Below are 21,480 nucleotides of genomic sequence, written 5' to 3'. Positions count from 1 at the left end.
CTCTGCGGTTCGTAACTCCTACAAATGACAAAGGACAAATTAATGACCAATCTTTCCCGCAGAAAATTTATTTTTACCACTGGTGCAGCCGCCGCCGCTTCTATTGTTGCTCATGGTTGTTCCAGTAATACAGCCTCCAATGGTGGGAACAACCCATCCGCCGCACCAGTATCTAACGTTACCTCTGCGAATGCGCCCAAAGTCGAAACAACCAAAGCCAAACTTGGATTTATTGCCCTTACTGATTCTGCACCACTCATTATTGCCAAAGAAAAAGGTTTCTTTGCGAAATACGGTATGACAGATGTCGAAGTTATCAAGCAAAAATCTTGGCCTGTCACCCGCGATAACTTAAAAATCGGTTCGGCTGGCGGCGGTATTGATGGCGCACATATCCTTAGCCCCATGCCATACTTGATGACCATTAATGATAAAGTGCCGATGTATCTCTTGGCGCGATTAAATACAAATGGTCAGGCTATCTCCGTCGCCAATAAATTCAAAGAACTCAAAGTCAACCTCGAAAGTAAAGCACTTAAAGAAGCCGCAACTAAAGCCAAAGCTGATAAGAAATCCTTGAAAGCTGGAATTACCTTTCCTGGTGGTACTCATGATTTATGGATGCGCTATTGGTTAGCGGCTGGTGGGATTAACCCAGATCAAGATATGGTTTTAGAACCTGTGCCACCACCACAAATGGTTGCCAACATGAAAGTTGGTACTGTTGATGCTTTCTGTGTAGGTGAACCTTGGAATGCTCAATTAGTTAGCCAAAAGTTGGGTTATTCCGCCTTAGTTACAGGTGAATTATGGAAAGACCATCCTGAAAAAGCCTTTGCAATGCGTCAAGATTGGGTTGATAAAAATCCCAACGCAGCCCAAGCAATATTGATGGCAATTCTTGAAGCACAACAATGGTGCGACAAGGCAGAAAATAAAGAAGAAATGTGTAAAATCTGTGCTGACCGCAAATACTTTAATGTTGCAGCCGCAGATATTATCGAAAGAGCAAAAGGTAATATTGATTTTGGTGATGGACGTACAGAAAAAGATTTTCCCTATCGGATGAAATTCTGGGCTGATAATGCTTCCTATCCTTATAAGAGTCACGATATTTGGTTTTTAACTGAAGATATTCGCTGGGGTTATCTACCAAAAAATACCAAAGTTAAAGAAATCGTTGACCAAGTAAATAAAGAAGACATTTGGAAGAAAGCCGCAAAAGCTATTGGTGTCCCTGATGCACAAATTCCTGCCAGCAGTTCTCGTGGTGTGGAAACCTTCTTTGATGGTGTGAAATTCGACCCAGAAAAACCAGAAGAATATTTACAATCTTTGAAAATTAAGAAAGTCTAATTTCTGACTTCTCTCCCAACTATCGCAACACAATTTAGTAACACTTTCGGAATCATAAAATAATGGCAGTTGTTCTAGGAAATCGCACAGTTAGAAAAAAGCCACAAACGGCAATTAATAAATTTATTGTCAAAAAAGTTATCCCACCGTTGGTAGCATTAGCTATCTTTCTGGTAATCTGGCAATTACTTTGTTTAAATCCTGCTTTTAAATTGCCTGGCCCAATAGAAACTTTTACCGAAACTTTTGACCCTTTTATTATTCACCCATTTTTTGATAATGGCGAAAGTGATAAAGGTTTGGGTTGGCAAATACTCAGCAGTTTAGGCAGGGTTGGTTTAGGTTTTTCGTTAGCAACAGTTGTTGGTATTGCATTAGGAATTTTAATTGGTGCAAATCAGTTTGTATATAATGCGGTAGATCCGATATTTCAAGTGTTAAGAACTGTACCGCCATTGGCATGGCTACCAATTTCTTTGGCAGCATTTCAACAAGCTAATCCTTCAGCAATTTTCGTAATTTTTATTACGTCAATTTGGCCGATTATTATTAATACAACCGTGGGTGTGCAGCAAATTCCCCAAGACTATGTGAATGTGGCGAGAGTTTTAAAACTGAAAGGGCCAAAGTATTTCTTTAAGATTGTGTTTCCGGCGACTGTGCCGTATATTTTTACAGGGTTACGGATTGGGATTGGTTTGTCTTGGTTAGCAATTGTGGCGGCGGAAATGTTGGTCGGTGGTGTGGGTATTGGTTCGTTTATTTGGGATGCTTACAACACGACTACGGAAACTAATTTGAGTGAGATTATTTTGGCGTTGATTTATGTTGGTCTGGTGGGGTTGATGTTGGATAGATTGGTTGGTTTTATTGCGAGTAAGGTTGTGGCTGAACAGAAGTAGAAAACTGAGAGCGTTGGCTGAATCCAGAAAAAGAATTACCTCACGCAAAGGCGCAAAGACGCAAAGAGTAATTAGATATGACTACTACTTTTGTCGAAGTTGACCACGTTGATAGAATATTTGATTTACCGAATGGTGGTAAGTATATTGCTCTGAAGAATATTGAGTTAAAAATCCGGCAGGGGGAGTTTGTTTCTTTAATTGGGCATTCTGGTTGCGGGAAGTCTACTTTACTTAACATCATTGCGGGTTTAGATAGAGCCAGTATTGGTGGTGTGACTTTGGAAGGTAAGGAGATTAGAGAACCGAGTCCAGACAGAATGGTGGTGTTTCAAAATTATTCGCTGCTCCCCTGGTTAAATGTGCGGGAAAATATAGCCTTGGCAGTGGATGAGGTTTATCAAAATAAGTCGAAAAGCGATCGCCTGTCCATCATCGAAGAGCATATCGATATGGTAGGCTTGCGTCTAGCAGCTAAGAAGCGTCCCAGTGAGTTATCGGGTGGGATGAAACAACGAGTTGCGATCGCTCGTGCTTTGGCTATACGTCCAAAGTTGTTATTGTTAGACGAGCCTTTTGGTGCTTTAGATGCGCTGACACGGGGTAGTTTGCAAGAACAATTGATGAAAATCTGCAATGAGCATAATGTTACCTGTGTGATGGTAACTCATGATGTGGATGAAGCATTATTGTTAAGCGATCGCATTGTTATGCTCACCAATGGCCCAGAAGCGCACATTGGGCAAATCCTGGAAGTACCTATCCCTCGTCCCCGTCAACGTTTGGAAGTCGTCAATCATCCCAGTTACTACAATCTGCGGAATGAGATAATTTACTTCCTCAACCAGCAAAAGCAAGCCAAGAAACGCCAAGCGCAAAAAGCAACTGCACCTGTAGCGGTATCTCCCAGAGGATTAGAAAAGGTCAACTTAGAAATCGGCTTTTTACCTTTAACTGACACAGCACCTTTAATCGTCGCCCAAGAAAAAGGCTTCTTTGCTGAATATGGTTTAGAAGTCACCCTCAACCGTGCCAGCAATTGGAATGAAATTGCCAAAGGGGTAGCCACAGGCAAATTAGATGCAGCCCAAATGCTGGCAGGAATGCCTTTAGCACTAACTTTAGGCGCAGGTGGTAAAACACCAATTCCGGTTGTCAACGCGCTGAATCTTTCTCGCAACGCCAACGCTATCACCTTAAGCAAAAGACTGTATGGTGAAGGTGTGAAAAATTTAGGCGATCTCAAAACAGCCATTAACGCTGCTCCTGACAGAATTTTGACATTGGGTGTAGTTCATCCCACATCCATGCAGAACTTAATTCTGCGTTATTGGTTAGCGGCTGGTGGGATTAATCCTGATACAGATGTGAGCTTAACTGCGATCGCACCTACAGAAATGGTCGCCCAACTCAAAGCCGGAACCATCGACGGTTACTGCGCTGGCGAACCTTGGAATTATATGGCGGTTCATGATGATGTCGGTTTTGTTGCAGCCACCGCCCTAGAAATTTGGTCAGGACAACCCAAAAAAGTCTTAGGTGTGCGCGAAGACTGGGCGCAGCAATATCCAGAAACTTATCTAGCTCTAATCAAAGCCTTATTAGAAGCTTGCAAATACTGTGATGACCTCCGCAACCGCGAAGAAATTCTCAAATTAATCTGTCGTCCTGAATACCTCAACCTCAACCCAGCCTACATCCGCCCCGGCTTCACCGATCCCTACGATCGCGGCGATGGTACTCAACCCCAATCACTCACCGCCTACAACCAGTTTTACCTCAACAAAACCAACTATCCCAACCGCACCGAAATCTTATGGATGGTGACTCAACTAGCACGCTGGGGCTTAACACCCTTCCCCAAAAACTGGCTAGAAATTATCGAAAGAGTTTGTCGTGCAGACATCTTTGGTGCAGCCGCCCGTGACCTCGGCTTACTCGACACTGGCTACGACGACCCAATTCACCTATTCGATGGTAAAGTTTTTAACCCCTCAGAACCCCTAGAATACCTCAAAAGCTTAGAAATCAAACGAGACATCCGTATAGAAGAAGTCTTTATTTAGTCATTTATAACTCTCCCATCTCCCTCAGACTCTCCGCGCCTCCGCGCCTCTGCGTGAAAAAATCATAAAATCAGAAACATATCATGCAAATCATAAACAAAACACTCCAACAACCACAAACCAAAGCCGATAACTTCCTCATCATCGAAGGCGTAAGCAAAATTTACCCCACCCCCGAAGGCCCCTACACCGTCCTCGATGGAATTGACCTCAAAGTTCGTGAAGGCGAATTTGTCTGCTTAATTGGTCACTCCGGCTGCGGTAAATCCACCCTCCTCAATATGGTGTCTGGCTTCAACACACCCACCGATGGCGTTGTCATGCTGCAAGACCAACCCATCACCGAACCAGGCCCAGACCGGATGATGGTATTTCAAAACTATTGCTTATTACCTTGGCTGAGTGTATTTGAGAACGTTTATTTAGCTGTAGATTCTGTATTTCCTAAAAAGCCCCAAGCCGAAAAACGCGCCATCGTCCGAGAACACTTAGCAATGGTGGGACTCACCGAAGCCGCAGACAAGAAACCGAGTCAAATTTCCGGTGGGATGAAACAGCGAGTTGCGATCGCCCGCGCCCTTTCTATCCGTCCCCAAGTCTTGATTTTAGATGAACCCTTTGGTGCGTTAGACGCAATCACCAAAGAAGAACTACAAGAAGAACTACTGCAAATCTGGAGTGACCATCAAGTTACTGTGTTGATGATTACCCACGACATTGATGAAGCATTGTTCCTCGCTGACAGAGTGGTGATGATGACCAATGGCCCAGCCGCTCAAATCGGTGAAGTGTTAGAAATTCCCTTCACCCGTCCCCGCAACCGCCGCCGCATCATGGAAGACCCGGAATACTACAACTTGCGGAACTATGCTCTAGATTTCCTCTATCGTCGGTTTGCGCATGATGAGGAGTAAGATTTTTTCTCGCGCAAAGACGCATACTTCGACTGCGCGGTAGTTGAGCGTAGTCGAAACTCAGTAACCAGAGGCGCAAAGAAGAGTGAGAAACTTAGGACTTACGCAAGAACTCTCTCAAACTCTTATAACTTCGTGTCCTTTGCGCCCTTTGCGGTTCGTTTTTTCATAATTTTGCGTAAGTCCTGAAAGTAAGGAATTTCGAGATAAATGGGAATATAAGGATGCTGTTGGTTTATAAACAATCAACCAGCCGATAAGCACCGATACATTAGGTGTATCTACATGACTGAATTTACTAAAACTGTTTGTCCTTATTGTGGTGTTGGCTGTGGTTTAGAAGTGTCTCCACCAGCCCAACTTAATAAACCCACCAATCGAGATAGTCAAGGAAATCCGACTTGGCGAGTCAGGGGTGATAAATCTCACCCATCAAGCCAGGGAATGGTATGTGTTAAAGGTGCAACGATCGCCGAATCTTTAGATAAAAATAGACTACATTACCCAATGGTGCGGGACTCTCTAGACCAAGAGTTCCGGCGAGTTAGTTGGGATGAGGCTTTTGAACTAATTACCAACCGCATTCAAACTGTTCGCTTCACCCAAGGGTCAGAAGCTATATGTATGTATGGTTCCGGTCAATTCCAAACTGAGGATTATTACATCGCCCAAAAACTCTTAAAAGGCTGTTTAGGAACTAACAATTTTGATGCGAACTCACGCTTATGTATGTCCAGTGCTGTATCTGGATATATTCAAAGTTTTGGTGCAGATGGCCCGCCTTGCTGTTACGAAGATTTAGAGTTAACTGACTGTGCATTTTTAATCGGGACTAACACAGCCGAATGTCATCCCATTATTTTTAACCGACTGGCTAAATACCACAAAAAAAACCGCAAAGTAAAAATGGTGGTGGTTGACCCCCGCCGCACACCCACCGCCGAAGCCGCAGATTTACATTTAGCAATTCGTCCCGGTACAGATATTGATTTGTTAAATGGTATCGCCCATTTATTAATGCGTTGGAACTACATCGATGTTGGCTTTATCGATGACTGTACCAGCAATTTTTCAGCTTATGCAGAAGTCATCCGCCACTATTCTCCAGAAGTAACAGCGCGTCAATGTGGTATTAGCATTGAAGATTTAGAAACAGCCGCACGTTATTGGGGTCAGTCTCAACGAGTGCTTTCTTTGTGGTCGATGGGTGTGAACCAATCAACTGAAGGGACAGCCAAGGTAAGGACTATTATTAACCTGCACTTGATGACAGGACAAATTGGTAAGCCAGGGGCGGGGCCGTTTTCGTTAACAGGTCAACCGAATGCGATGGGAGGTAGAGAAGCCGGAGGTTTAGCGCATTTATTACCTGGTTATCGCTTGGTGAAAAATGACCAACATCGCGCCGAAGTGGAAGATTTTTGGGGACTGAAGCGGGGACAAATTTCTTCTGTTCCTGGTTTGACGGCTTGGGATATGATTACAGGTTTAGAAACTGGCGATGTCGGTTTACTGTGGATTGCCGCTACTAACCCAGCTGTCAGTATGCCAGATTTGGAACGGACAAAAAAAGCCTTATTGCGATCGCCTTTCACAATTTACCAAGACGCATACTACCCCACCGAAACCGCCGCTTATGCTCATGTGCTGTTACCTGCTGCCCAGTGGGGTGAAAAAACAGGCGTAATGACCAACTCCGAACGCCGCGTCAGTTTATGTCAAGCATTCCGCCAACCACCAAGAGAAGCCAAAGCCGACTGGGAAATTTTCGCCGAAGTCGGACGACGTTTAGGTTTTGCTGATAAGTTTAGCTTTGCTAATTCTGCCGAAGTTTACGCCGAGTTTGCCCAACTCACCAAAAATCGCCCATGCGATATGTCGGGTATCAGTCATGAACAATTACAAAAACAAGGCCCAACCCACTGGCCACATCCCGACCATCAAGAAACTAGCCTCCAGCCTCTCGCCTCTCGCCTCTCCAAACGCCTTTACACAGACCTACACTTTCACACCCCCGATGGTCGGGCGCGGTTCGGGGCTTATTACTCCAAAGGTTTAGCCGAACCACCAGACCCCGATTATCCTTTTATCTTAACTACAGGTCGTCTTTACGGACATTGGCACACGCAAACGCGCACAGGTCGAATTGAAAAAATTCGCTCGATGCACCCGGAACCATTCATTGAAATTCATCCCCGTGATGCGGCGAAGTTGGAAATTAGCGATAACCAGATAATTGAAGTGCGATCGCGGCGTGGTCAAGCTCATTTTCCCGCAAAAGTGACCAAGGCGATCTCACCTGGTACTGTATTTGTGCCGATGCACTGGGGCGCACTTTGGGCAAATCAAGCCGAAGCCAACGCCCTCACTCATCCCGAATCTTGTCCCGATTCTCTGCAACCAGAATTAAAAGCTTGCGCCGTCCAACTAGCACCAATTTCTGTGGAAGTAACAAGCAAAAATTATCAACTCCAATCGTCACAATGGTGATCTGCTTGGTATATCCTTAAACAAGAAATTGGTAATTGAGTAATTAAATCAATAGATGATATTCGATGGTGATAATTTAAAATCCTCATCTTATACTCTTGACTATAAGTAAGACATAAGAAATTATGTCTTAATTCTTGATATTTATAGCTGTAGTTATATAGGTTAGGACATCTGATGAGCGTGAATGCTAGGAATTATTAAATTTTACCTCCTGCCTTCTGCCCTTCGGGTTCAGCAGTTGCTCATGAGGGAAACCCCCAAGACCGCACTGCTTCACCTCCTGCCTCCTGCCTTCTGCTATGCTTCATTACCAATTGCTTGTTGAACTATAACCAGGATGCAGCAGATGAAAAAACTATTTAACAACATCTTCGGAGTATTTACCGATGAAGGCTTCATGCACGTTATCGAGAACGTCGAGGTTATAGTTTCTAAGGTTTTATCTGTGTTAATGGTGCTAGTAATATTAGTAGCGATCGGAGATTTAGGAATTTTTTTAATTAAAGAGTTATTTGATACTCCCTATGGAAAATTCAATACAACATTATTTAAAATATTTGGCTTGTTCTTAAATATCCTAATTGCCTTAGAAATTCTCGAAAATATCACAGCTTATCTACGCAAACACGTATTCCAAGTAGAATTAGTTATTGTCACGTCTTTAATTGCTGTCGCTCGTAAAATTATTATTCTTGACTTAGAAAAAGTCACAGGAATTGATATAATTGGTTTAGGAATTGCTATTTTAGCTTTATCTATCAGTTATTTAATCATCCGCTCTAGTAATTCCAAACAATCTCATTAAAATTTTTCATATTTAACAGGTATTTATATAATGTCAAAACTATTTAACATTATATAAAGATATAAAATAATCATCCAAAATTTAGTAATACTCAATAGTCTGCAAATATCTATCCCTTGTCTATTTTGCTCGTATATCAAATAGCAACTGCTACAAGTTTTTTATGATTTAAAATATGGCAACCTTTTTTAATTTTGAAGCAGATTTTGTAACTTCTCTGCGCTGTATACCAATGCAAGTGAGATATAAATTAGATACTTGCGGAATTAAACTCAAGTTATCAGATTGGTTACAAATGACGCAAGATGAGCGTGAAACTGTACTAGAATTACCTTGCACTACCCAAACCGAAATTGACACTTACAGAGAATATCTCCAACAACTAATTTTAGAAAAAACAGGTACACCTGTAGGACAACTCCCTGTAGATGCTTATCCTACTTGGATGGACTCTAGTACTATCCCAGCTACTTTACAAGAAAAAGCTCAAGAATTAGGTGTCAACTTGAGTTTAGAACAGTGGGCGGCTTTAACTCCCTTACAAAGATTTGCCTTGATTAAACTCAGCCGTCCCAGCCATGAAAATAAAAATTTTCCCCATGCCATAGCAGAATTTGATCTGCTTTAATAAATCTGTAGTTCACACTTTATATTTAGGGACGAGGTGGACAAGGTAGATAAGGTAGATTAGAACTTACGTAACTGGCATATTTTTTCTGTAGGGTGCGTGACTCAATAAGAAGATTGGAACGTAGTCATGAAATTTATAGCTTCACGCACCAACCACCAATTGTGACACTTACGTAAGTCCTACAGATATAAGTTTTGTTGAGTAAATAAATTAAATCATTTATTTTTTAGAGTACATTTAACAAATAACAAATGACCATTGACAAAAATTTGAGGATAACAAAACATGGCAGCTAAAAAAATCTTGATGCTGGTGGGCGATTTTGTGGAAGATTATGAAGTGATGGTTCCCTTTCAAGCATTACAAATGGTAGGACACACTGTTCATGCTGTTTGTCCAGACAAAAAAGCTGGTGAAAAAGTTAGAACCGCAATTCATGATTTTGAAGGCGACCAAACTTATAGTGAAAAACCTGGACACAACTTTACGTTAAACGCTACTTTTACAGAGGTAAATATTAATACTTATGACGCGCTTGTTGTCCCTGGAGGACGCGCACCAGAATATATTCGCTTAAATCAACAGGTATTAGAAATTACTCGTCATTTTGCTCAAACAAATAAGCCTATTGCTGCTATTTGTCACGGCTTACAGTTGTTAGCTGCGGCTGATGTACTGCGAGATAAAAATTGTACTGCTTATCCAGCTTGTAGTCCAGATGTGCGTGCAGCTGGTGGTAATTATGTGCAAATCCCAGTGGATGAGGCCATCGTAGACGGAAATTTAGTCACAGCACCAGCTTGGCCTGCACATTCCCGTTGGCTGGCGGAGTTTCTCAAAGTACTTGGTACTAAAATTGAACATCCAGAAGTTGCTCAAGTTTAAGGATGAAATACAAAATTCGCCAAGCCTTGTACTTTTTTGAAGTATAAGGTTTTTTCATCATTCTGTATTCAGAATACTGACTCCTGAATTCTGAGAAAAAATGAGATTGCTATAAATGCCTTAATATGTTGCCTATACTACTAAAAATTTCAGCTATTACTGCACATTTTTTGGCTGTGGGCTTTGCATAACATAAAATCTATGTATTATGAGAAATATTTACCAGCAAACAGGCACATAAGACACCAAAAATAGCCAAAATGCTTGTCAATATGAAGTTAGATAATTTTAAATTTTGCATGAGAAAATTTTGAATTTCTGAGCAGAAACTAAAGCTATAGTGGATTTAGCAATTCTGCTGTCGGTATGGCTAAGGTTAAGTCATCCTGCCAGAATATTTTATGAATTAGTTTGGGAAGACACTCTAACTCGATGACAGGCAAAAACGCAAGACATAACGCTTTTCTGCGGCTGGTGTCTGGTAATGCAGCAGCTTTTGGTTCAGAATCTCGTTACCCGCTACACGCAAGTAAAGAGATGGTAATTGGACGTGACCCCAGCTGTCAGGTTGTCTTGGATGCCATGATGTATCGAATGGTATCTCGTCGTCATGCTGCGGTTCGCCCTCTCTCTTCATCGCCAGATAATAAATTCACCTGGGTAATTTGCGATTTAAACAGTGCTAATGGTACTTATCTCAATGGTAAACGTTTTTATGGATGTCAAGAATTACAGTCAGGCGATCGCATTGCTTTAGGTAGTGATGGCCCTCAATTTATTTTTGAGTATGACTTGATACCTCAACCAACAATGATGACGAAACAAAACGCATCATTGCCTTCTGCTGCTAACTTTCAAAACCATACCCAAATCAAACAGCCTGATTCAGTTAGCTTTACACAACTTTTTCCGATTATTTCTACTGGTAAGGATTTAACTAGTAAAGCTTACCTTGTCCCTGGAATACTCACAGTAGTTTTTGTAGTGCTGATGTTTGCTACTGTTGGTAGACCCCAGGCTAACCAAGTTATTGTAGCCAGTTACATTGGCTTTGTGGTTTATTACTTTGTTTATCAACTTTGTGGTAAGTCCAAACCTTGGTGGGTTCTCATTGGTACGGCGCTGAGTACAGCGTTAATTTTGCTGAGTCCAATCTTAGATTTATTTATCTTTATTTTTCGGGTGGTTTTGCCAGGGAACTTAGCCGCAGCTCAAGATGCTACTATCACAGAACTTTTCATCCGAATGTTCTTTGGTGCAGGGTTGATGGAAGAATTGCTCAAGGCTTTGCCAATCTTAGGTGCATATTTCATCGGCAGTAAATTACCTTCACCTTGGCGCGAAAATATTGGTGTGTGGGAACCTCTGGATGGTATTCTTCTCGGCACAGCTTCGGCTTTGGGTTTCACACTTTTAGAAACTTTGGGACAGTATGTACCAGATATTACTCAAAATGTGAGTCAACAAGTTGGTATTGGTGCGGCTGGTCAATTAGCTGGATTACAATTGCTAATTCCGCGTGTTTTAGGCTCGGTTGCGGGTCACATGGCTTACAGTGGCTATCTGGGATATTTTATTGGGTTAGCTGTTCTCAAACCCAGTAAGAGTTGGCAAATTCTTTCTATCGGCTACTTAAGTGCATCTGTACTTCATGCTTTATGGAATGCGCTGGGTTCGATTAACGCTTTTTTATTGGTGGTGGTGGGAGTTTTAGCTTACGCTGTGTTGATGGCAGCAATTTTAAAAGCCAGGGCGTTATCACCAACGCGATCTCAAAATTTTGCAACTCGTTTTCTCGGCCCGAAATAAATATCTGCAAATCTAGCAGATCAGGGTAGAAATCTTACAGTTTGCTTTCTGCCCTCTTTCTCTAACCGTGTTTTTCAACTAGGCTTGATTAATTCCAGTTTTTTCTATCTCAGGATAGATTGCTTTGTTGGGAAGATTGTCTTAGTTTGAGTTTATTCTGGGAATTTTCTATCTAAAGTCAAGATAATATCTAATCTACAGAGATTTAATCTCCATCCATCAATAGAAAGTCTGACAAATTTCTCATTAAGCGTCGGTCTCTAACTTATCTATTTGTCTGAGTGCATAGTAAGCGATCGCTACACTCACTTTAGCTTGCTCGATTTCTGATAAAGTTGCCCAATCCTGGTTTTTAATTTTATTCATCACTGATGCCAGGTTTTGCTTTTCGCTACTACGCATTGCATAAGCATAAGGGCGAGCAAAAACTTCTATATCGTCACTTTCCCATGCAGGTAATACCGTTTGAACACATTGCACTAGTTGTTCGTTGATTGATTGCTGCATAGCTGTCACTTCTGTGGCTTTCTGGGCGATCGCGTTTAACCAACCTGTGGGTACGCCAGCGGCAAAGGCACTATGTAAAGTTTCACAAAGACTGTCAAAAATGCTGACTTTTGTATTACATTTGTAATCAGCACAGTTTGTCACCTGAGACCATAACCCATCTAGCTTGGCATAAAAAGATTGCGATCTAGTATGTAGTTCTTCTTCTAGGACATCTTGCATCGCAAACTGCTGTTCTAATTCATCAAAATATGTTTCGGTTTGCTCATCGGCAGGATTCCAAGGATAAGTCCCATCTTCAGGTTTTAGCAGTAGTTCGAGGAATTCTAATTCAGCTTGAGTGGGCGATGAGGGGATATTGTTGGAATTGTCGAATTTGTTAATCATTGTTTTGACTCCTGATGAATTATTTAGCAGTACTGACTGCTACAAGTTGGAAATTAGAATTTCCGCAAAAACGAACCTGATTTTTATTTAGTAATTGAATCGGAAAAAATTTCATAAAGTCAGCATGAAGCGTGAAGTATACAGTTCACTGTAATTTTTATTCTGAAAGAAGGCTTAATTTTCAATAATAAACTCCCAGGTTTCATTGCCAGAATTGCCAAACTTTAACTTAGCTCCAGGTTGTAATAGTACTTCTTCCCGGAGGATTTGTTGCCAGCCATTAGCACTTAGACACCAAGTTGTACCGTAAGTTGAGAGATCCTGTAAATAATAAGTTTGTACTGGAGTGTTGCCAGTATAAGTATTACGACATAAAATTTCGGCATGACGCTTAGAAACTGATGGTTCCGGAATTACAATATCGTTATCTTGAGTGCGACCAATACGAGTTACACCGGTACGTAAAAACCAAGTTCTACCTCCTGGGGAGAGTGATCGCAAACAAGCTCTAGAAGTAACGCGATTTACATTAATAATGGAAATATCTGGTAACTCTGTAATTCCCTCATCAATGCTTTTAACAAGTTCGCCATTGAAATCTGGATGTAAATACAGAACTGGTAAAGTCCAAGCAGGTTGGTTGAACTTATACAGTGTTAACATTTCTTGGCGAGCTTCTGCCACAGCTTCATCAATAGGTTTGCGCGATCGCAAAGCCTCAGCAAAAGCTTTAATAAAACTGTGACTTTCATGGTCAGCAATCACATCTCGCATTCCTAAAACTGCTGGTACACCATGCCGAATGAGTACTTCTGCTAAACTGCTGGCGGGAATTGCTTGGTGATTAATTGCTGCTGGTTGCGCTCCCCAACAAGCATTAAAAACGGCTAATTTTAAACCACTCCGAGTTAAAACTTGCGCCAATTCTATGCCATTGAGGGTTTTATCGGGACGCAAAAATAACAATCCTCCATCTGGCCCTGGTAAGCCATGACCAGCGTAAAAAAATATATTGTAAGCTTTTGTTTCTAATTCTTGAATCAACTCTTGGGGTGTTGGTTGAATCAGCGTTTTAACCATACAAGGCGCAAACCCAGAATAATTGCGGTTAATTTGCGGCTGATTCTCCAAAATTTGTTGCAAAATACTTGCTTCTTGTTCTAGTTGCAAGTTTTCATCATGACCTAATACTAGCAAGATATTTAAGGCCTGATCTGTACGTAAAAATGGCAGTGGTTCAACTTCACTAGTGGTACGACTAAACAGTAAGTCCTGGGAAAGCGAAATCGCGGATTGTCCGGGTTGACGTTGCATAATTTCCCAAGGTAAGGCAATCAAATCTGGGTCACGAATTTCGATTTGAAAGCGCAAACGTTTGTGCTGTCCCATCGCAATTCCACAACTGCGTTCGAGACTGCTGAGAATTGGCCCGTCAAATACCCAGCGCCACAAATACAGCCCTAAGTATTGCATTAAACGACCACCATAACCAGGCATGTGGCCAGAATTAGTGGTACCTAAATTCAACGCGAGTGGGTTAGCAGGTTGAGGCGCTGTGTTGTTTATAACTAAACCACTGTGTCCAGCAAACATTTGCTGCCACTCTTGCCAAACTTGATTCAGTTCAGCCGGCCATACACAGTCACGCAGAACATAGCCACTAGGATAAGGAGCTTTGACCACCCAAATGGCAAAGCTATCTGTGCCAGTATTGATGAGACGGGCGATCGCTAAGTTCAGGGATGGCATGGGTTCTTTAAGTTAAAAAGTAGGAACCAAGGACTTGCGATAACAATTTTCCGTGAGGAAAACTTTTCGCCTGGAAATTTTAAATCTAGTTATTAAATGTATTATTCCAGGCTTCTACAAGTTTATCGAGTATTTGTTGCATTTTCACCTTGGTAGATACAGGAGTTTAACTATCTGGTAGCTGGGATAAATTTCCACAACTACTAGTTTCGTTGACTTGCAGTACAGAAATGCCTTGACGTTGCAACTGCGCTAATTTAACTCGCAGTGGTTTGTCAGCTTGAGGAGATGGAGTATTTTCAGCAGGGCAAAGCCGCAATTTAATTACAGATTCCTGAGTATTTGCTGGATCTCCCGGTTCGACTTCTAGCACTTGTAGCAAACTGCCAGGTTGTAACTTCTGATCATCCAAGGTAATTTCTTGGCTATTGGTAATTACCCAGCCGGGAGCCAGATTATTGAGCGATCGCTCATTTGTAGCAGTAGGAGTCGGCTGTACAGTAGGGATAGGATCTGTAGTCAATAACGGCGATGACATGAACAGTCCCCGCACCAGCAGTCCTAAAGAACCTGCGGCGATCGCAATAATCATTGGCACAATTAAATGTAGTGGCAGTTGTTGAAGAGAACTAGACTTATGTTCGGGAATTAAAGTTTTCTGCTCAGAAATGTCTTCTAGTAAAGTTGGTTGTAAGGGCTTAGGTGTAACTTTTGCGGCTGTAGTACTAGGACGTTCAACAACCACCGCTTTTAAGGTAAGCTCTGGCTCAACATATTTAACTTGATAATGAACTAAAGCGATCGTCACATTATCGTGGCCATTTTTGGTGTTGGCAATTTCCAGCAATTTATCAGCAACTGTGACTAAATCTGTTTCTTCTGTCAAAATTGGTAAAATTTCTGTTTCCCAGTATTCTTCCACGCGATCAAAGTCACTTAAGCCATCAGATGTCAACAGAAACACAGCATCTTCATCCACAATAAACCGCTGTGCTGTTGGATGTAATGCTGTACTAGAACTCATCCCTAATGCCTGAACCAAGGAACCCGAACCACTTTGCTGCACCGCTTCCCGGTAAATTGCATATCCTAAACGTACTTCCCTCGAAGCAACATCATCGTCCAACGTGACTTGGTAACAACCATCCCGTGTAATCCAATAAGCGCGACTATCACCAACATGGGTAATATACATCTCATGGGCTACTGGCAATGCCATCACCAAGGTTGTACCCATACGCTTTCTCCCCTGACGATTTTCACTGTCATTGCGCTGGCTAATTTTGTCATTAGCAACTGCCACAGCTTGCTCCAAGTCTGCCAGCAGCAATGAAGGGTCTATATGGTTGTACGGAACTTTGGTGAGTTGTTGAACTTGTTGCTGAATAGTGTCAATTGCTAAATTAGACGCGACATTACCACCTTCATGTCCACCAATGCCATCACAGACAATAGCCAAGGCTGTAGCTTGAGGCGGTTTACTCAACATTGTGCCACTTGGTGGATAACAGGCATCTTCGTTGCGTTGGCGTTTTGGGCCAGTGTCCGTTTTGGTGATAATTTTAATTTTTGGCGATTGCAATTCGCCTAATTCAGTTAATCCCCGGTCTAAAACTGAGATTAGCACTTCTGCGGAATTGATTTCTCCGTTAATCAGATAATTACTAACTTGGTTAAGAAATTCGGCAATGACTGGTTTGGTATCTGGTAATAACTGCTGCCAAAATTCCCCTAAGTCAGATAATTTTGGTGTTGCAGTGTCAAACCGCAATTCTAATAAGCGGACTAAAGACCCTTCCACCCTTAACAAGTGAGGTTCAAGTAAACTAGACGCAACACCTTCACTCACCAACGGCTGCCAGAGATGTGCTAATTGCCATAGCCAATTCAGTTGACGCATAGATGTTGCATTGCGCCATGCAGTAGTTAACTGCGGACACAACCTTAATTGAGAATCTGTCGTCGGTTCTGTGAATAAAGGCGGTTTTTCTAAAAGTAAAATTTCTTTGCGAGAGCGTCCATCTCTTAAAGGCAGTACTCCATACACCTGCGGTATATGTAAGCTGTAGGGAATTAATCTCAAATAAGCTCTAATTGTTTGTAAGTTGTCTGTTTCTAATCCTTGAGGCAGTAATCCAGGCTTAGTATCTAAAACAACAGATTTATTCAGGACTAAATAGCGATCGGCTAATATTTCTCCAGGACTACCCACATTTAGAACATCACCCACAACCCAGAGATATCGTTTGGGTAGGGGTGTAGAACATCGTTGACAAAACTTATGAGTCAGGGGGTTGGCAGCCTGACAAAGTTCATTTGGGCAGTAGAGGGTTGCCGCATCATTTTCCATAGTGTTCGCACTGATTAGCGATTGGCAATTTCTTCAAAACCATAGGCAGTGAGCAGTACTAGGCTGCTTTTGTTTCTGCAAACAGACATATCCCACTGGGGATCATGATTCTAGCTGGGAAACACCAGTCAATGCTAATACTTGGTTGAAAGAATTTATGCAAATATCACACTCCTTGGCCAATTCTACAGCCTCATCATAACTTTTCTTGTTCTGTGACTTTCCGTTGCCAGTGCAACTAACTTTAAGCCTGTCAACAAAACTTAACCTTTACTTATCTGTAATTAGGTGCTTTGAGTTAATTAGAGCATTAGAAAGCCACACATAATACAACTGTTTCTTTAATTTATAAGTCAATATGGTTTAGTTGGAGTTAAAAATCTCCAAATTTACCCAAAAAACAGGGTATAAAACTCAATTTAAACTAAGTTGATGTGCCTTACTGAACTATATGGGCTGATCAGTTACAAACTTTAAATTAATTTTATTTAAGAATTAAAAAGTTAGTTGTGAAACTAGCTAAATAGCAGTTATTACTCTGCTAAAGCCAGGATCTGAAAAATTTTTGTTCCACCCTCTCAATTAGATGATTGTGGATGGAGTTGTTGTGCAAGAAAGCATAATTCAGAATGCACTAGTCACAATAATTACAATAACTAGAAAAAATTGTGAAATGCCCTCTGCATTCTGACTTCTGCCTTCTATCAGACGATGTAATTTTGCTAATGATCAATAAAATCAAAATCTCTCTAGTCTACGAGATTGTCTCCAAACATAGATTGATGAATATATATCGATTATTAGTTTTTACATAGCAGCGGTAACTTGACATCTCTAAAGATATAGGAGTGAGAATACACATCACTCCTAACTCTTACTATTGAATAATCAAACTTATGCACCAGCCAAAGCTGATCTGACAGCTTTTATTCTGGCTACTGAGGATGCAAAATCTTCATCGCTATTGAATTGATTTGTACCTCTGTGGTTGCTGTAAGGGGTGCTACTATTTATCGTCTACAGCTACTTGGGGAACTCCCATACTGTAATTGGTAACGCGAGCAGATAGATTGTAGCTGATTTCGCCTTTTTGGAGGAGCGATCGCAGATAATGCTCCAAATCTGAACCAATGCGGCGTAAGTTGTAGTCTGTTAGGTCTGCACCACTAGAAGATTCTACCAATTCGTCAAATTTACGATAAATTTTTTGTAGAGCATCTTCATTCCAATTAAATTCGTTGTCTGGGTCAACATCCAACGTTAAAACTTGATTACTGGGAACTAGTTCGCCATCCCGGTCAATTTCTGCCGCAAAAATGCGGATATGCCGGGTTGTGGACTTGAGCAGCATTGGGTTGTCCATAGAATGGTGTAAAGGTTTCAGTTGATTACACTGAAATCATTGTAGACGGTTGCCCAGCCCTAAAATCTGCTCTATCCATAAGCTTTCATTAATTCATCAGTAGTTAATTATTATTCTCCCCATACATCTGCCTCTTTCTACCTCATTTTTGGGTGAGATTTTTGAGTGTGGCTATTGCTAGTACTGCTGAACTCATTTTGTGTACAGATAAATCATTTATACCCATATACCGTTACTTAAACTGCTAATTTTTGATTTTTATACTTAAGTTCTTACTTGATTTTTGACTGCTGAAGTTTCGCCACCGCAGTTTTCGTTTCTACAATGCACAAATTTACAGGTTTTCATACAGATAAATTCTAATTTTTATACTTAAAAAAAATTGATTAACGATGTATATTTATCTACAAAGAATCAATATTTTACTCTTAATAAATTTATTCATCAAAATCTCCTGAAATTATTGGTGAAAAAAACTAACATCAAGTGTTTTCACGTAATTATCGTGAAGCTTCCTCTAGGGTTAATTAAATTGAAAAAATACAGCGAATTTACTTACGTATAATTACTAAAAAGTCAGTAAAAACTCGAACTGTTATTGACGTTAAGATGAAGTTGATGTAAAAACCTTTAAAAAGGTAGAACAACTTCTTACAGAAACTTTATTGTATAGAATCTTAAAAACTGAATAATAGTGATGGTTTACCTAAACCAGTTCTGGTGGAGGAAGATTACAACTTCAGGTGTGCAAGACTAGCTAGAAAAAACATAGGAGATAAAAATGAACCCTAGAATGAGATAAGTTGAAAATCTTAAATTACAGCGGTATAGATTCAAAAAAAAGATAAAAGATGTTTGCTGAGGAGAATAATTCCTCAATTTCATGACTACCAAGTAAAAAAAATCCGCAAAACTTATGAACTCGAAAGCATTACCACGCCAAATAAATAATATTGAAGTCGGTGTTTATGAATGCGAGATTCATCTCAAATTCCGATTGATTGAGGAAAAGAGCCTCCTGGGCGATCGCGAGCAACTGTTACAAGTACTACTAGACGCTTTAACTGAAGGTTCTGATGACTTCTTAGAGACGCTGCAAGCCTCTGTGAAAGCTCAGGAAGTCTCAGAATTTAAGGCATCACCTCAAATGCGTCGTCAACTGATGCGCTTACGGAATGCTGCTGATAACACTCAATAGTCGGTTCTCAAGCTCTCCAGTAATTGAGTAGCAATAGTTGATGAATGGGGCATCGTTACAGTAATTTTTGCAGTTCGCTCATTCCCTGCGCCATACTAAATCATCATTAAGTTGGTTTTTAACCTCACTACCAAGCCACAAGCTTTAAATTTATGTTGCCTTACAAAAACTTCATCAAGCATCTAAAGTAGCTATCAACCTGAGCATCAAGGAATAAAGATGGACAGCTAGTCAATAATTTGATGCTTTTTGCAGATCACTTTACAGTCAAGAGTATTGATCTACCCGCAAAATTTTTCTAGCCAGGGTGTTGCTTTGTGAAGAGATCGCATTCAAGATGAATATATGGTTGTTGACTATCTCAACAGTCCAAAATATCTTTCAGGCATCTATCGATGTTTGATTGTGTTTAAATAATTTAGGCAGGAAGATAGACTCAGACTTTACCCCAAACTTAAAAATGATTGCAAAAGCTAGATAACGGAAAAGCTTACCAATCAACCCTTCCAAAATCTAGCATCTCAAACTCAAATTGTATTGTCTTTCCAGGTTGGCAAAATACTGGTTTAGTACAGTATGAGGAATTTACTTTTGCAGGATTCTAATCTAGGAGTTTGCTAATTTAAACGCTCCTGGTTGCGTTATGCTTGAGTTTGGAGTGATCGTGTAGCATCCCAAGATATGAATTGGGAGCAGCAAAGAGTTTTATTTAAAAATCGCTAAAATATCTATATAATTCCTGATTTAAAGCGAGCAATATCACAATTACTTTGAAATTTTTACTTAGCAAGACCGTGTTCGAGCGCAAAACGAACTAATTCTGTACGACTATTTGTGCCAGTCTTGCTGAACAAACGGCTTACATATTTTTCTACATTCCGAACACTGGTTTCTAAACGACGAGCAATTTCTTTATTCATCAGCCCTTCAGCTACTAGGTTTAAAACACTTTGCTCTCTGGGGGTTAAGTCAATTTTAAATGGAGCTGGAGATTGAGCGATCGCACTTCTTTGTGTCAAAAGAGCTTTGATTTGCGCGATTTGATTAGCTAATTCGGCAATATCTGGGGTTTCACTGTCTTCACTTGTAAACGTAGGCTTAACAAGACGACGAGACAGTAAGTTTTCTATTATCGCTACTAACTCATCTGGATCAAAAGGCTTCGGTAGATATGCGTCAACACCTGCTTGATAGCCTTGAATGCGATCGCCAGTCATACCCTTAGCAGTTAAAAAGACAACAGGTAATGCTTGAAAGCGTGGGTCTTCTCTTAATTGCTTCAAAAACTGATAGCCATCTACTTGGGGCATCATAATATCAGAAATTACCAAGTCAGGCGTGTTCTGCTCCATTAACTCCCAGCCTTCACGGGCATTACTGGCAACTTGAACACTAAAGCCGCTTTCTTGTAAATAATCCTTCACAGCTTCTCTCAATCCTGGTTCATCATCTACCAGTAACAGTTGTGCTGACATTTAACACTTCCTTAAGTCTACCTACCTTTTTCCAATTTAGCGAAAGTTGGCAGACAATGGTCACAAGTTTAGTTCTTAACTAAAGTATGTGTTCATATACCTCATAACTGATTCCTGATGCTTTGCTATGACCGATGACTTACCTGATCTAGCTTGTGAGTTGGATGTACAACACTATTTTATAAATAGCTTTCTGCACGACACACTAGACTGTTTAGCTAGAAAGTGTAGAGGTATAGAGAGAAAAGAAAAAATATTTTTTGAGAAAGAGGTTGACACTTATTGAGGGATTAGATATATTGGATAAGTGCCTGAGAGAGGGGGCGCTGCAAAGCGAAGCTCGCTCGAAGGGAACCGAACCATGAAAAGATTATAGTTTGAAAGCAATAATAGCACAAGTAGCCTGCGTCAAGTAAATAAAATAACCAGGCTAAGGTTAAAAAAGGGTAGCCAAGAAAGGAATCAAAACGGAGAGTTTGATCCTGGCTCAGGATGAACGCTGGCGGTATGCTTAACACATGCAAGTCGAACGGAATCTTAGGATTTAGTGGCGGACGGGTGAGTAACGCGTGAGAATCTGGCTTCAGGTC

The 21,480-nt window shown here is 40.9% G+C and carries 15 protein-coding genes and 1 rRNA gene; 11 read left to right on the top strand and 5 right to left on the bottom strand.

Going from position 1 to position 21,480, the window contains the following annotated elements; genetic code table 11:
- Positions 1–42 precede the first annotated feature (42 nt).
- The 9 genes from H6G75_RS14845 to H6G75_RS14805 all read left to right on the top strand — a co-directional run bounded on the left by H6G75_RS14845 (position 43) and on the right by H6G75_RS14805 (position 11,861).
- Positions 43–1,356, top strand: a complete 1,314-nt coding sequence (locus H6G75_RS14845) for a CmpA/NrtA family ABC transporter substrate-binding protein (RefSeq protein WP_190980906.1) — start codon at positions 43–45, stop codon at positions 1,354–1,356.
- 62 nt (positions 1,357–1,418) lie between these two features.
- Positions 1,419–2,258: a nitrate ABC transporter permease gene (ntrB, locus tag H6G75_RS14840; protein ID WP_190980806.1), complete on the top strand. Its 840-nt coding sequence runs from the start codon at positions 1,419–1,421 to the stop codon at positions 2,256–2,258.
- 77 nt (positions 2,259–2,335) lie between these two features.
- Positions 2,336–4,324 (top strand): nitrate ABC transporter ATP-binding protein, encoded by a 1,989-nt coding sequence (locus tag H6G75_RS14835; protein WP_190980805.1) that lies wholly within the window; start codon positions 2,336–2,338, stop codon positions 4,322–4,324.
- A gap of 83 nt (positions 4,325–4,407) precedes the next feature.
- Entirely contained in the window at positions 4,408–5,238 is an 831-nt protein-coding gene (locus H6G75_RS14830) for a nitrate ABC transporter ATP-binding protein (protein WP_190980804.1), read from the top strand.
- 285 nt (positions 5,239–5,523) lie between these two features.
- Entirely contained in the window at positions 5,524–7,728 is a 2,205-nt protein-coding gene (locus H6G75_RS14825) for a molybdopterin oxidoreductase family protein (RefSeq protein WP_190980803.1), read from the top strand.
- Positions 7,729–8,077: 349 nt separating this feature from the next.
- Positions 8,078–8,536, top strand: coding sequence for a phosphate-starvation-inducible PsiE family protein (locus tag H6G75_RS14820; protein ID WP_190980802.1), 459 nt, complete (start codon positions 8,078–8,080; stop codon positions 8,534–8,536).
- Positions 8,537–8,711: 175 nt separating this feature from the next.
- Positions 8,712–9,164, top strand: a complete 453-nt coding sequence (locus tag H6G75_RS14815) for a nitrate reductase associated protein (RefSeq protein ID WP_190980801.1) — start codon at positions 8,712–8,714, stop codon at positions 9,162–9,164.
- A gap of 288 nt (positions 9,165–9,452) precedes the next feature.
- Entirely contained in the window at positions 9,453–10,052 is a 600-nt protein-coding gene (locus tag H6G75_RS14810) for a DJ-1/PfpI family protein (RefSeq protein WP_190980800.1), read from the top strand.
- A 432-nt stretch (positions 10,053–10,484) separates the two neighbouring features.
- Entirely contained in the window at positions 10,485–11,861 is a 1,377-nt protein-coding gene (locus tag H6G75_RS14805) for a PrsW family glutamic-type intramembrane protease (RefSeq protein ID WP_190980799.1), read from the top strand.
- 246 nt (positions 11,862–12,107) lie between these two features.
- Here H6G75_RS14805 and H6G75_RS14800 read toward each other — a convergent pair whose 3' ends face one another.
- From H6G75_RS14800 to H6G75_RS14785, 4 genes are all read right to left on the bottom strand, one after another.
- Entirely contained in the window at positions 12,108–12,755 is a 648-nt protein-coding gene (locus tag H6G75_RS14800) for a hypothetical protein (protein WP_190980798.1), read from the bottom strand.
- A 174-nt stretch (positions 12,756–12,929) separates the two neighbouring features.
- Positions 12,930–14,504 (bottom strand): CHAT domain-containing protein, encoded by a 1,575-nt coding sequence (locus H6G75_RS14795; protein WP_190980797.1) that lies wholly within the window; start codon positions 14,502–14,504, stop codon positions 12,930–12,932.
- Between the two features lie 166 nt (positions 14,505–14,670).
- A complete protein-coding gene (locus tag H6G75_RS14790; RefSeq protein ID WP_190980796.1) occupies positions 14,671–16,854 on the bottom strand; it encodes a protein phosphatase 2C domain-containing protein in 2,184 nt (727 codons plus the stop codon).
- Positions 16,855–17,860: 1,006 nt separating this feature from the next.
- Positions 17,861–18,217 (bottom strand): NAD(P)H-quinone oxidoreductase subunit M, encoded by a 357-nt coding sequence (locus H6G75_RS14785; RefSeq protein WP_062289938.1) that lies wholly within the window; start codon positions 18,215–18,217, stop codon positions 17,861–17,863.
- Between the two features lie 916 nt (positions 18,218–19,133).
- On the opposite strand from H6G75_RS14785, the gene H6G75_RS14780 reads away from it, so the two are divergent.
- A complete protein-coding gene (locus H6G75_RS14780; RefSeq protein WP_062289935.1) occupies positions 19,134–19,415 on the top strand; it encodes an Npun_R1517 family heterocyst differentiation transcriptional regulator in 282 nt (93 codons plus the stop codon).
- 779 nt (positions 19,416–20,194) lie between these two features.
- On the opposite strand, the gene H6G75_RS14775 is transcribed toward H6G75_RS14780, so the two are convergent.
- Positions 20,195–20,890, bottom strand: coding sequence for a response regulator transcription factor (locus tag H6G75_RS14775; RefSeq protein WP_190980795.1), 696 nt, complete (start codon positions 20,888–20,890; stop codon positions 20,195–20,197).
- A gap of 464 nt (positions 20,891–21,354) precedes the next feature.
- On the opposite strand from H6G75_RS14775, the gene H6G75_RS14770 reads away from it, so the two are divergent.
- A 16S ribosomal RNA gene (locus H6G75_RS14770) occupies positions 21,355–21,480 on the top strand; the annotation flags it as partial.

The sequence above is a fragment of the Nostoc sp. FACHB-280 genome (genome assembly GCF_014697615.1).
Taxonomy (GTDB): domain Bacteria; phylum Cyanobacteriota; class Cyanobacteriia; order Cyanobacteriales; family Nostocaceae; genus Nostoc_B.
Note: the sequence above shows the minus strand (reverse complement) of the source record. Positions and strands in the feature narration are given on the sequence as shown.